The following is a 13,914-nucleotide window of genomic DNA, read 5'->3' as shown; positions in this document are numbered from 1 at the left end:
AATGTTTCTGGTGATGGAATTAAAGTCCTACCTGTAATCCGAACAATACGGTTTTGGGCTGGCCCAGCTGGCCACGGTCTATACCCCGGGCGAAAATAAAGTTGGAGCCTGCCGGTGTGCTGATCTCGGGATCATACCCGCTGTAGGATGTGAGCGTGATGAGGTTTTCTCCCGAAACATAGAGCCGCAGGCTGCTAACCACACCTTTACTGAAGCTGTTCAGGAAGCTGCGGGGGAAAGTGTATCCCAGTGTGAGCATCCGTACACGCATGTAATCGCCTTTTTCAGTATAAAAATCCGAAGGTTGAAGATTGGCGCTCTGGTTCTGGCCCGCACGGGGATATTGGGCTACATCACCATCCTTCCTCCAGCGTTGCAGCATTTCAGTACTCACGTTATGCAGCGCAGCAGTACCCAGCAGCACATAATTCTGTTCTTTATACAGCGTTACGCCAGACACACCGGCTACAGCTGCATTGAAGTCGAAATTCCCGTAGCCCAGGCTCACCGTTGCACCATACACGAATTTGGGAATGGGATTGCCCAGCACGGTCATATCGTTATCATCGATGATGCCGTTGCCATTGATGTCCCTGAAAATGAAATCACCCGGTTTGAGGCCCGCCTGGAATACCGCCGCGGGGTCGTTGGTTGCTTTACGGGCAATCTCATTATACCGGTCTATGTCTGCCTGATTAACCGCCACATGATCTACCAGTCTGCCGTAGAACGAACCAATGGGGTAGCCTTTTGCGGTGTAGGTAGCGGCGCTGTTCTGGTTGAAAGCACCATCACGGATAGGTGCAGCAAATTCATTGCCCAGTGAATGCACGATATTTTTGTTGTAACCTCCGTTTACGCCGATGCTGTAGGTGAATCCGCCTGCGGTTTTATTCCGGTAATTAATGGCTGCTTCCACACCGGTATTCTGTGCAGAGGCCGCGTTGCTCGCCAATGTAGGGCTCCCGGTAACACCACCGGCACCTGTTGAATTAGGAATTGGTACGTTCACCAGCAGGTCATTGTTCTTTCGTTTGTACCAGTCGAACGTAACGCCAAGGGTATTATTGAACATGCTGAGATCGAAGCCTGCATTGGTCTGCACCGTTTCTTCCCATTTCAGGTTGGGATTAGGGATGGAATTAACGGTGGTGCCGGAAAACCAGCCTTCACCCGGACCGAAGCTGTAAATCAGGTTGCCGGTAGGGCTGCCACTGTAAGTAAGCGGCGAAGTCTGGAAAGCGCCGATGTTGTTATTACCCGTTTTGCCCCAGCTCACGCGTACTTTCAGGTCGGAGATGAAAGCCGCCTGTTTCATGAACTCTTCGTTGGATACGTTCCACGCCAAACCTATGCCGGGGAAATTACCGAACTTATTCGCCGGGCCGAATACCGATGAACCATCCCTGCGGATGGAGGCAGTGAGGATATAGCGGTCGTTGAAATTATACACGAGGCGCCCGAAATAGGAGATGCCCACGTTGTTGTTACCATATCCCGCGTTTGCACCGGTCACTGTATTGGTAAGCGCAACGGAAATATTACGCACCTGGTCATTGGCAATGCCGGTGCCCTGTGCTCGCAGGAAAGAACTGCGGCCACGGTCTTTGTAAGAGTTACCTACCGTTACTTCCACATTATGTTTTCCAAAGCCCTGGTTCCAGGTAGCATAGTTTTCCAACAGGTACCAGTTAAAGCTGGAATGTGATTCTGTAGCGGAACGGCCGGTAGAGAGATCGTTCCCGTCAATGAAAGGCAGCTGGTAGTCGCTGGTGTTGTTACCGCCGTAAGACAATGCGATCTGCGAACGAACCCGCAGTGATTTAATGGGCCTGATTTCTCCGAAGAACTGCGGATAGAGCAGGTAGTTGCGGTTAACGGATTCTTTTGTAAAGACCGGCGCCAGCGGATTACCGGCATTGCTCAGGTCTTTCACGTTCGTGGCTGCCGTGTAGCCTCCCAGCCTGGAGGGGTCGTAAATATCGAAATACGGAGGCATATAGAGTGCAGCCGTTAGGTCGGCGGAGTTGCCTGTGTTTTTGAGGAACTGTGCGTTGAGGGATTGTCCGAAGCGGAAAATACCGATCCTTTCTTCCAGCCCGATACGGAAGTTGGCAGCGCGGTAACGGTAGTTCTGCACTACTGATTCCTGGTTGATGTATCCTGCGGAGAAATTATACAGCACATGATCCGTTCCGCCATTTACGCTCACGGCGTTGTTAGACAGCATACCGGTACGGAAGATGGCATCCTGCCAGTCGGTACGTGTAACATCGATATCCGGACTATTGAATTTAGAAGGAAGCGTGGCGCTTTGTGCCGCGGCGTAATCCTTTGCCAGCTCGTGGTATTGCTGTGCATTGAGTACATCGAGTTTTTTACCTCTTTTAGCAAAGCCCCACTGCGTGGTGAATGTAACCCTCGGCGCACCGCTTTTAGCTTTCTTAGTAGTTACAAGCACTACGCCATTGGCTGCCGCAGCACCGTAAATGGCTGTGGAAGCTGCATCTTTCAGGATGGTGATGCTTTCGATATCCTGGGGGTTAATGGCATTGAAAAGTCCTGCGTCGCCCTGGATGCCATCGATCACATATAAAGGGCTTACGTTGGTAAAAGAACCAACCCCACGGATGACGATGTTGGCACCGCTGCCCGGGGTGCCGCTGGTGTTTACCACCTGTACACCCGTGGCCTTTCCTGCGAGGAGCTGGCTGGGTGTAGTGGCAGAGTTGTTACCAAAATCCTTGCTGGAAATAGTATTGATAGCACCGGTCACATCTTTCTTACGCGCTGTGCCATATCCGATCACTACCACCTCACTCAGATCCTGATTTACTTTCAGGATTACATTCAGATGGTGCTGATCACCAACGGGGACCGATTGTGAGTTGAACCCTACGTAAGATATATTGAGCTTTGCGTTTGAGCCTACAGTGATAGTGAAGTTGCCCTGCCCGTCTGAAAACACACCGTTGGTGGTACCTGCTTCCTGAACGGAGGCGGCAGCCAGCGGCTTACCGCTTTCGTCCGTGACACGGCCGGTGACTTTTACCTGTGCCATGGCAGCCAATCCGCTCAGCAGGCACATACAGAAGAATATTGGAAGTACGACGGCTTTCCGGAACACGGATTGCCTTGCTTTCAAGGGTATTTTTTGTTGCATGTTTTTCATTTTAAATGGAATTGTGGAATGATGATCAGTCTGTTCAAATAATGGCTACGTGGTGTTTAGCGGTGAAACTACATGTGTCATAAGCTGACTTTTTATTTTGGTTGAGTTAATCTGCTGATACTGATTTCCTTTCCGTGATAACGCATTTCCGTATCTGCTGTAGCGGCAGGATCAAAGGAACGGGGGGTATTTTTTCCTATCCAGACTACTCTGAAAACCCGTTGTTCCAGCATACCGGGAAAGCTTCCTTTACGCGCGCCAATTGTAAGCTCGCCCTTACTGTCATTATACCGGACAGGGATGTTACTGAACCGGCCTTTTTCATATCCGTAGGTGGTATCTTCATCTTCATAGAGGTTAAAAGATGCATCACGGCCGGTGTATACAAACAGCGTTATGGTATCGGCCGGTTTCTCGGCAGTGTACTGCAGTGCAGGGCCTGCGGGGAGAATGGAACCTTCGCGCACATACACGGGCATCCGCTCATAAGGAGCCTCCACACGGATGTGCTTCCCTCCTGCCTGCCATGTACCATTGTTCAGGTCATACCACCCCTGCCCGCCCGGCAGATACAGTTCCCGGGTACGGGCACCGAATGTATAAACAGGGCTGATAAGAAGTGATGGACCGAACATATACTGATCACCAATTTCGCGCGACAGCTTATCCTGCGGGAAATCCATGATCAGTCCGCGCATGATCGTATAGTCGTTATGATAAGTCATCCCTGCCAAAGAGTAGATGTATGGCATCAGGCGATAGCGGAGTTTATTGTAATAGAGCATGCTTTCATATGCCGGGCTTCCTTCTTCCGACACATGGAATATTTCCCGGAAAGGGAACTGGCCGTGGGAGCGGAACAATGGAACAAATGCCCCGAACTGGAACCACCGCGTCTGTAACTCGCGCCATTCTGCAGAATCTGATGGCAGGCCCTGTTCATAACGTTTCTCTACGGCAAACCCTCCGATATCCATTGTCCAGTATGGCAGGCCCGACATGGAGAAATTAACGCCCGCCATAATCTGTGCCTTCATGTCTTCCCACCGCGATCCGATATCTCCGCTCCATATGGCTGCTGCATACCGCTGCGATCCTGCAAAGCCGGAGCGCGTCAGTAAAAACACACGCTTCATGGAATCTGCAGAGCGCTGCCCTTCATATATGCCCCGTGCATTTTCAAGAGGGTATGCGTTGAGATATTCCGCCGCCAGTCCGGCAGACAATGGCGTCATCTGCGCCAGTCTTTTTTCGGGGGATACGTTAGAAAGAATATCGGGTTCACTGGCATCCATCCACCAGGCATCTACCCCGCGGGAATAGAGTTTCTTATTCAGCAGGTCCCAGAACCCGCGGCGTGCCTTATCATTAAATGCATCATAAAAAGTGGAGATGTACCCCTTCCCTATCCAGTCGCGCTGGCGGTCGGCGATGTTGCGCGGGTATAACCATCCCCTGCCTTCGAATTGCTGGTAAACATCAATCCCTTCATACACTTTGGGCCATACTGAGATCATAAACCGGGTGTTGTATTTGCCATGCAGGTCGCGGATCATTCCATTGGCATCGGGGAAACGTGCTTCGTCGAAGTCCTGGCTGCCCCAGTCATTTTCTTTCCAGTAGCTCCAGTCCTGCACCACATTATCGAGCGGGATGCCCCGCTTACGGAATTCCGCAGTGGTATTGAGGATATCTTCCTGCGTTTTATAACGTTCGCGGCTTTGCCAGAAGCCCATCGCCCAACGGGGCATTACAGGAGCTTTGCCTGTGAGTGTGCGGTAACCTGCAATCACCTCATCGGCATTTTTACCTGCTATGCAATAGTAGTCCAGCTGCTTCCCTGCCTGAGAAGCAAAAGTAAAAGCATCGCGGTCTTCTGCGGGTACGGGGTTCAGCCATTTCACGGTGAGATAGGAGGCACCGCCATCGGGTATCCATTGTATTTTCAGGGAGTGCTTACGGTCTTTTTCCAGCGGCAGTTTTAAGGAGGCGGAGCCCTGGTTCCAGGACTGGCGCCAGTTGTCAATTATGAGCTTTCCGTCGAGCCAGATCTTCACATATCCGCCATACACCACCCGAAAGGTGTGATCGCCGGTAAACCCGGAGGCAATAGCTCCCTCCCAGGTAATGGCACCGTCCTGTAAAGGGAAACCTTCCGGTATGTTCTTCTTGGTATCGTCGAGCCAGGCATAGTCTATTTCGGATTCTGCCCGGGTAAAAGCAACTGTTTCCGGCTGCCGGGAGTTATTTGCGTAGGAAGCAGTCAGCCAGCCTTCCTTACCTTTCTTATCGAAAAGGCGCAGGCGGGATATGGGCATCATTTCTCGGGCATCCCCGGCAAGGGTATAACTGTAATTATCCCAAAGCACCCCATAATTCCGGCTGCCCAACAGGAAAGGCACTGCCACTTCGGTGTTGTTCTGCCAAAGGAAAACCTGCTGTCCTTTATAATTATAGATACTCTCCTGGTGCTGCCCCAGTCCGAAAAAGCCATCGTCGGGGCCAGACTCAAATGTTTGGCGGATGCTCCACGATGGTTGTCCTTCATAAACAACCGGTGCTACCTGGCGGCCATTCCAGTTACGCTCTGCTATCAGCGGCTTACCGGCCGGGTCAGTGAATGCCACCGAGCCGGTACTCTTATTAATCCGGGCCGTAATACCGGGGGCTTTCAGCACCAGGGCTTCCCCTTTCTCATCGAGGCTCCATTGTACGGCCTGCGGTGTAAAACGGGTCATCAGTGTCTTCGGTTCCGGAAATGTTTTGTACGGCGATGCGGACACACGGATGATGTTGCCCCGTACCACCTGCAGGCGCACGGCTTTTACCCCGCCCGAGATTCGGGCGTCAGGATAAAGGATCACGCCATCGCGGGTGCGGACGAATGTCTTTTCCTCCCCTCCTGCCCTTGCGGCTCCGAACCATAAAATACATGCAATAAATAAGCTGACAGTTCTCCTGTAACGTGTAATAATGAATCCCTCCATAGTGATCGTTTCTCTGGGTGCGTGGAATACTCCGTTGGTAAATCGGTTGCCCCGAAGCTACGGTTGCCGCATAAAATGGAGGGTACAGGAATGTCTATAAAAGGGTAGGCAAATGTCAACCCGGCATATTAACAAATTGATTTTCAATTATGAATTATTCGCCCGAACGGTTTTTCAGGTAAGTACTGGGTACATCGCCGTAGGTTTCCTTAAATACTTTCGCGAAGTTTTTAGGGTTATTGAATCCCACCTGGTATGCCACTTCGGCAACCGTGGTGGTGCCCCTTTCAAGCAGTTGTTTGGCTCTCTGCAAACGAATATGCCGGATGAACTCTGCCGGTGTCTGGCCGGTAAGGTTGAACAATTTCTTGTACAGGGCTGCCCGGCTCAGGAGCATTTCACGGCTCAGTCCTTCCACAGAAAGCCCGGGATCGGAAAGGTTGCGTTCCACATATTCGAGGGCACGGCGGACAAAATCATCGTCGGCTGCGGGCAATGGCGCCGGTTCGGAAGCTACTACCTGTACCTGTTTCTGATATGTTTTACGGATGGTTTCCTGCTGATCCAGCAGATTGCGGATACGGGAAAGGAGGATCTCTACGTTGAAGGGCTTGGTCATGTAATCGCTTGCCCCTGTCTGAAGGCCTGTCAGCTGCTGCTCTTCCCCTGTGAGGGCGGTGAGGAGAATAACGGGGATAGATGCGGTGCGCCGGTCGTCCCGGATCTTACGGCACAGATCAATGCCGTTCATTTCCGGCATACTGATGTCTGACACGATGAGGTCGGGGTGATGGGCTAATGCCTTTTGCCAGCCTGATTTACCATCTCCGGCTTCGAGCACCTCATAATAAGCCTTCAGATTGTCCTTTATATAAAAGCGGAAATCTTCGTTATCCTCAACTACCAGAATAGTTTTACGCTTCCCTTTCATAGGGAGCTTTGCTGCCTGCGCCTCAGCTTCTTCAGTTGCTTCCGGTTCAAGCTCCGTATGCTGTAGAATTACCGGCTCCACATCTTCACTTACCACAGCCACCGGAAGGGTAACCATGAATGTGCTGCCCTCCTGCTCCCGGCTTTCCACCGTTATCGTACCACCATGCAGGCGGATAAACTCTTTCGTGATCGACAAACCTATCCCGCTGCCCTGGTTCACCATAGACCCCGGTACTGCTGCCTGGAAGAAGCGTTCAAATATCTTCTCCTGTTTTTCCGGGGCTATGCCTATGCCTGTATCACTAATCCGTATCTGCAGCGCACCTGCTGCCGGCGGGCCATCCATGGTAACGGTTACCGCAACGCGGCCGCCTGCCGGGGTAAACTTAAAGGCGTTCGATAACAGATTAAACAATACCCGCTCAAGCTTATCGTGGTCGAAAGCGGTGAACAGCCGCTCGCGGTCGGCATGGAAGGCGAAGCCAATCCCCTTATTCTCCGCCATATCTGAAAATGAAAACGAGACTTCCTTTACAAACCCGATGATATCGCCCGGTGTTTTAACGAGCCGCAGCTCATGCTCTTCCAGCTTCCGGAAATCGAGCAGCTGGTTTACCATATTCAGTAACCGGCGTGCATTCCGGTGAATAAGCTGGAATTGTCTTTTCTCCTCGGGCTGTTCAGATTCCCGCACCATTTTTTCTACGGGTGAAATAATAAGTGATAACGGTGTACGGAATTCATGACTTACATTGGTAAAGAAACGGATCTTCATCATATCCAGCTCATGGAGGCGCTGTGCTTCCTGCCGCTCCCGCTCCAGCCTGAAGCGCCCTCTTGCACGGCGGAGTACCAGATGCCTTGCCAGCAGCAATGCTGCAATAAGCAACAATACATAGCCTACCCATGCTACCTTCGTAAGCCACCAGGGTGGCAGAATACGGATACTCAGTGCAAGCGGAGTGGCGGCCCACTGCCCGTCTTCCCCGGCAGCTTTCACCAGCAGGGTGTACTGTCCGGGATTGAGGTTCGTGAAAGTAGCTTTACGGTTGTGACTGTCCGTATACAGCCATTCATCACTGAAACCCTGTAACTGGTATGCATACCGGATCTTATGCGGATTGAGGAACTCCAGTGCCGCAAACTCTACGGTAAATACATTTTGATTATACCGGAAAGTAAGTTCCTTAGCCGATGAAACCGACTCGGGCAATACGATCCGCCCATTGTATTCCTTTCCGGCGCGTACCGGCTGGTTAAAAAGCTGAAGATCTGTGAACACTACCTGCGGGGCGGCCAAACGGTTCCGCAATGAGGTAGTCTGAAAGATATTGAATCCGTTAGCCCCGCCAAACACCAGTTCTCCGGCAGTGGTTTTCAGGGCTGCGTTCTCATTGAACTGGCGGCCCTGCAGACCGTCTGCCTCATCAAAATTGCGTGTTTGCAAGCGGAGGGAATCGCCATCGGAAAGCACCGTAGCACGGCACAAACCATTAGGCGTGCTGAGCCATAGATGGCGGTCGTCATCTTCCAGCAGCGTGAGGATGGTATTGTCCGGCAGACCCTGTTCGCGGCCATACCGAATGAATGCGTTACGTGAAGGATCCCACCGGTTAAGGCCATCGTGTGTGGCGATCCATATCAGTCCGCGGGAGTCCTGGCAGAAAGCGGTGACGTTATTATGGCTGAGGCTGCTGCCGTCCTGCTCCCGGTGCTCGTAGTGCCGGAAGAGGCCTGTGCGGTGGTCCAGCACATCGATGCCGTAAGAAGTACCGATCCAGAGATCACCTGAACGGTCTTCAAGGATCGCGGCTATGTAATCGGACCGTGAGCCCTGCGGCTTGAATTTCCTGAACTCCCCTGTTTTCCGGTCAAACTGGATGAGTCCCTGACTGAGCGTTCCGATCCATAAACGGCCCTTACTGTCTTCATAAATCTCCCACACCCTGTCGTCTGCCAGACTGTTGGGGTCTGCATCATTATGCCGGTAATTGGTGAACCGTTTACCATCGAAGCAGTCGAGTCCGCCGAAATAGGTGCCGATCCATAATTTACCTTCCCGGTCTATCAGCAGGCTCACGATTACATTGCTGGAAATACTGTTTGCATTGGATTGATGAAGATATTGGGTATACTTCCCGGTGGACCGGTCATAGTACAACAAACCGCCGCCATTGGTACCTATCCAGAGGTTACCTTTTTTGTCTTCCACAAAGCGGTTCACATCATTGTAAGGCAGCGAACCCGCCACGTTGGGGCGGTGCTGGTAAACCGGGAACCTGGGGTTTGCGGAATGATAGCGGTTCAGGCCTTTCTTGAAAGTGCCCAGCCATATGATACCCTGATCGTCTTTATAAATAGTATTGATACTGTTCTGGCTGATGCTTCTGTCATCCTGTTCGTTGTTGACGATATACCGTACCGTAAAGTCACTTTTATCGAGCACATTAACGCCGCCATGGTCGGTAGCGATCCAGATAAGCCCTTTTTCGTCCTGCGTTATGCCATTCACGATATCGGTATTGAGCTTACCTTCCCCGCCGCTTTTACGAACCGGCGTGAGCGTTCCGGAAGCCGGGCGGTAGCAGGCTGCTCCTCTTGATGTGCCGTAAGCGTATATCCACACATCCCCGTCACTATCGGTAAAGAGGCGGTATGCCGGATTGGGTAGTGCATCCAGTTTACGGAGGTCATCAGTACGGTGTAAGCGGCGGCTGGTGGCAGGGTCGAACTGATCGATGATGCCTTCTGCATAGATGACCCACACTGTTCCATCAGGCCCCGGGGCGGTACCTGCCACATTGGAGGAAAACAGTGGCAAAGCGCGAAGTGGCTGACGCTTTACAGGATCATATCCGAATAATCCTTTACCCGGAACGGTAAACCAGAACCGGCCTGCACCATCGCGCATGAGAATGGTAAAATTATCGTCGGGTACTCCCATGGCTGCCAGATGTGGACGGATGCGGGCTGTAAATGTTTCCGTGCGGGGATCATAACGGTTCCAGCCATTAGGGGTTTGCACCCAGAGGGTATTATGCGGACCGGGTACAGCCTGGTTAATGAAATCGTCGTTGAGGGTAGCAGAATCGCCTGCTATATGACGGAAAATGCGAAAGGTATGACCATCGTAACGGTTGAGCCCCGCAATGGTACCGATCCACAGGAAACCATCGGGCCCTTTCACGATGGAATTGATCTGATTGCTGGAAAGCCCGTTGCGGCTGTCGAGCAGATCAAACTGCCACAACGTTTGCCGGGCCTGTAATACGAGACTGCAGCATATAAAGAAGGCCAGAAAAAGGAGCCTTAACATGGAATTACTATTTAACTGTTCACTTACCGGCAGGGGCCGGACAGGTAAAAGATAATACAATTTTCAACGCAGACATTACCTGCTATTCCAAAGCACCTTCATTTTAGCCTGAATACCCTGCCATAAAAAAATCCCGGTGCAGCAGCAGCACCGGGATTTTCTATGTTAGTTAAATTGGCTATCTGTTGGGAATACGGCCCAGCGTTTCGGCCAGAGTGGTACGTTCAAGCCCGTCACCGTCGGTGATGCTCCAGATCAAAGTCTGAATGCTGTTTGCTGTCATGAAGTACTGATCGAAATCCGTGTACTCGCTGCGGGCGGTGCGTTTGTTCTTCAACAGGTTGCACAGTTCTCCCAAAAGGGTGCTGCTGGAAACCGGGCCAATTTTATATGTTACTGAGCCGGAGCTGGGTAACCTGGAACTGTTTACACAATAGAAATTAACACCCACACGCGTCTTTTTCTTTGCTTTCAGCAAGACCGTGGATGTTTGAATGAGGAAGCCGTGTTGATATTCCGCATTATCAGAAATAACGATCAGGCCTGCGGGCAGGGTAAGTGTAACATCCTGGGTATTGTTGTTGACGAAAGCCACACATACCTCTACCAGGCCGCCACTGCCTACTTCATACGAAGTATCACAAACCGCACCTTTGATAGGATCGCCGGAGAAAGTAATACCGGCAGGTAATGTGAGGGCTGTGCCCTGGGGAGTGCCTGCTGCTGTGCCCAATCCGGGGATCTTACCGGCTTCTTCCTTCGGAGTGCCGGGTTCATCATCCTTCTTATCGGATTTGCTGCAGGAAATAAAAGTAAATGCCGCCAGGCAGGCAGCGGTTAACAACGCAAGGGTACGCCTTTGCTTCATAATGAAATGGTTTTAGATGATAGAATAATCAGACATGGTTATGCCGTGTTTCCGTTTATGCTGCTTAAAAATCGTAATATGCTGTCTTTGACAATGGTCATAAAACTGACCCGAAGAGGCAAAAATAATACCTGATCCTCAGCGAATTGTACTTTTTCTGGAAAATACGTGGAAATACGTGCGGCAAACTCCGTCAACTAAACAATTCCCGGCAGCGGTTGTAGTATTTAACGAACCTAAAAACTTCGTTCCATGCTCATGTTTGTTTACCCTGTGCAATACATATGAAAAGAAATACCCGCCTCGCCATTGCCCTCCTGCTGATTGCTGCTGGTTCCCTGATATGGTACCTCTGCGGCTACCGTCAAAGCCTCGCATATGATATATCAGCCCTCCTGCTGATAGCGGGTGGCTGGCTCATGCTGGGCATGCTATGCTTTGGTTCCATCTGGAAAGCGGACGCATCACGTTACCAGCCAGACCGCCGTAACTGGCTCCGCGGGCGGAGGATGTTAGTGCTGGTAGCCATAGCTTTACTCATCAGCGGCAATGCCTGGTGGGCGGATACTGCTTCCGACAGGCTGGCAGCATCCTGGCTACAGGGGCCATTAGTAGCAGTTACTGCCACAGTACTGAATGTAAAAATGGAAGCAAAGCGGCAACAATACTTCTATGAAACCAACATCCGCTACCGGGCGGGCACCCGGGAAATGGAGGAGACTTTTAAAAGCTCCCGGCACTATAACCCCGGTGATAATTTACAGATATCTTATTCAGCGGAACATCCGGAGGTCTTCCGGGTGGAGGGCCGCAGATGACGGCTGGAGGGTTTTACACAACGGTCCGTGGGAAATTTCAGGTGCATCTAACGGAATCGGGGCAGTTTGCATCAAAACAAGTAGCGCTATGCTGATATTGATGATAGTTCTGGGCGTAAGGAGATGGTTGCGGAAAAACGGGCACCGGTTCATAAAACAACAGTAGCGTTTGTGACGGGAGTTGCATACTCCAAAATTCCGTAACTTCATATCCACCCCAAAAACCCGTCATCCAATGGCTACCCCAACACATGCACCGGGCCAGGCCTCCCCGAAAAGTGCCAAACCTTTCTTCGGAAACAAGCCCGAATCAACACCTCCTTTTTTTACTCCCGCCCCTCCCTCCATCCAGAAACAGGATGCTCCTGATGCTCCAAAGAAAGAGAAGGAAGACGATGTTCCCATCTCATTTGGATCTATGGAAGTTTTCTGTCAGCTTTTCGATGACCTGATCATTAACTGGCCTAAAAGATGGCAGCAGTCTTATCAGTCTGCCAAAAAGAATGGCGGCACCACACTCTTCGATCCCAAGTTCGGGCAGGAGCTTATCAGTAAGGAAATCATGTCGCTCTGGAATATCTTCTATGCTATCCAGCTACAGGCCGGCTCACCTTATAAAGACAAAGTAGACTTCTCCAAAGGCCTCGAAATGGCCGAACAACTTACCGGTGTTTCCGGCACATGGATCAACCTGGCATCTATTGCCCTGCACATGGACATGGAAAAGTACCTCGGTGAAAAGATCCCTGTATATGCCAAACGCAACCTCGGTGTGTTCCTCATTTCAGGTGCCTTACTGCAAAGCGGCCTTGTAGGACTCAACGCTCTCATGGGCAGCGAACTTAACTTCACCTCCCTGCTGGGCCCTGCCACTAAAAAATGGACTGCTCCACCCACAGGATTCGCAAGGCCTTTCGTACTCGATAATATACCGGACGACCGCTGGCGGGCGCCCTTCTACACGCCACCCAAAGCCTTCGAACTGAAGTATTCCGGAACAGACGAAAAAGCGGAAGAGAAAAAGCTCAGTCTTGGCCTTGGCTTCAACCTGGCCTCCGCACTTGGCAAATACCCCACTAACGAAAAGGATTTGCCTAAATACAAAGGCCCAGAGTTCTTCCCCTACTTCCAATACTCCCACTCCTCGCCTATTGAAGGTAAGCCGGAGCCTAAAGAGCAGCATAAGTTCCTGCTGGGCGCTTATGGTGGCGATAAAGGTTTGTACGGTCTCCTCGAAGGCGGCGGCCGTTTTAATGGCGACCAGCTCCTCGAAGGATACGGCCGGGCAGGCTTCAACATGCGTAATTTTGGAAAGCTGTCACAGTTGAATCTTTCCGGGGAAGCCAATTACCGGCCCGAAGCGGAAACACCCTGGCGCGGAAGACTCAACGCCGGCGTCAATTTCAACATCCTCGATTCTAATAAATACGATTTCAAATTCGGCGCTGCCGGTGGCTATTTGTTACCCGGCGGCGGACAACCCGGTGCGGCCGACTTCCGGACCAATCTCTCCTTCATGCATAAATACGCCGCAGAGGGCTTCCCGCAGCCGCTGAAAACCGGTGTGGACTTCACCTTCAATTACGGTAAACAGGACCCCTTCAGCGCACAGTCGCCCAATATGATAGGCATGCAGGGCAGGCTTACTTTCTTCGACATGTTCAAAACAGGATTGGAGTATTACAAAATCAACCAGACGGATGATAAACTGCCTTCCAACGATCTGCGGTTCTTTATGGCGGTAGATTTTGCGCCGGCATTGGTGAAACTGACGGGTAAATAACCGGCATGAAACATTCTGGCATCCGGAAGCGTTAATT

6 protein-coding genes are annotated in these 13,914 nt (G+C 51.4%); 2 read left to right on the top strand and 4 right to left on the bottom strand.

From position 1 onward, the window contains the following. Positions 1 to 19: 19 nt before the first annotated feature. The 4 genes from DEV76_RS14595 to DEV76_RS14580 form a co-directional block, all read right to left on the bottom strand. The gene (locus DEV76_RS14595) at positions 20 to 3,163 is read right to left on the bottom strand and encodes a SusC/RagA family TonB-linked outer membrane protein (protein ID WP_157962901.1); all 3,144 of its coding nucleotides are present in this window, start codon (positions 3,161 to 3,163) and stop codon (positions 20 to 22) included. Positions 3,164 to 3,264: 101 nt separating this feature from the next. Continuing rightward, the gene (locus DEV76_RS14590; RefSeq protein ID WP_109698665.1) at positions 3,265 to 6,159 is read right to left on the bottom strand and encodes a TIM-barrel domain-containing protein; all 2,895 of its coding nucleotides are present in this window, start codon (positions 6,157 to 6,159) and stop codon (positions 3,265 to 3,267) included. A 154-nt stretch (positions 6,160 to 6,313) separates the two neighbouring features. Next, positions 6,314 to 10,408 (bottom strand): hybrid sensor histidine kinase/response regulator transcription factor, encoded by a 4,095-nt coding sequence (locus DEV76_RS14585; protein WP_109698664.1) that lies wholly within the window; start codon positions 10,406 to 10,408, stop codon positions 6,314 to 6,316. A 178-nt stretch (positions 10,409 to 10,586) separates the two neighbouring features. After that, on the bottom strand, positions 10,587 to 11,276 hold the full coding sequence (locus DEV76_RS14580; RefSeq protein ID WP_109698663.1) for a hypothetical protein: 690 nt from the start codon (positions 11,274 to 11,276) through the stop codon (positions 10,587 to 10,589). Between the two features lie 284 nt (positions 11,277 to 11,560). Between DEV76_RS14580 and DEV76_RS14575 the strand changes: the two genes are divergently transcribed. Together DEV76_RS14575 and DEV76_RS14570 are read left to right on the top strand one after the other, a co-directional pair. Continuing rightward, entirely contained in the window at positions 11,561 to 12,094 is a 534-nt protein-coding gene (locus DEV76_RS14575) for a DUF3592 domain-containing protein (RefSeq protein WP_109698662.1), read from the top strand. 235 nt (positions 12,095 to 12,329) lie between these two features. Then, a complete protein-coding gene (locus DEV76_RS14570; protein WP_109698661.1) occupies positions 12,330 to 13,877 on the top strand; it encodes a hypothetical protein in 1,548 nt (515 codons plus the stop codon). The last annotated feature ends 37 nt before the right edge of the window (positions 13,878 to 13,914 follow it).

This window comes from Chitinophaga deserti (assembly GCF_003149455.1).
Taxonomy (GTDB): domain Bacteria; phylum Bacteroidota; class Bacteroidia; order Chitinophagales; family Chitinophagaceae; genus Chitinophaga; species Chitinophaga deserti.
This window is presented reverse-complemented; position numbering and strand designations above follow the sequence as displayed.

What these genes read in the sequence shown, in the direction of transcription:
- DEV76_RS14570 (WP_109698661.1), top strand. Translation starts at nt 12,330, where the DNA reads ATGGCTACCCCAACACATGCACCGGGCCAGGCCTCCCCGAAAAGTGCC.
- DEV76_RS14595 (WP_157962901.1), bottom strand. Translation starts at nt 3,163, where the DNA reads ATGCAACAAAAAATACCCTTGAAAGCAAGGCAATCCGTGTTCCGGAAA.
- DEV76_RS14590 (WP_109698665.1), bottom strand. Translation starts at nt 6,159, where the DNA reads ATGGAGGGATTCATTATTACACGTTACAGGAGAACTGTCAGCTTATTT.
- DEV76_RS14575 (WP_109698662.1), top strand. Translation starts at nt 11,561, where the DNA reads ATGAAAAGAAATACCCGCCTCGCCATTGCCCTCCTGCTGATTGCTGCT.
- DEV76_RS14580 (WP_109698663.1), bottom strand. Translation starts at nt 11,276, where the DNA reads ATGAAGCAAAGGCGTACCCTTGCGTTGTTAACCGCTGCCTGCCTGGCG.
- DEV76_RS14585 (WP_109698664.1), bottom strand. Translation starts at nt 10,408, where the DNA reads ATGTTAAGGCTCCTTTTTCTGGCCTTCTTTATATGCTGCAGTCTCGTA.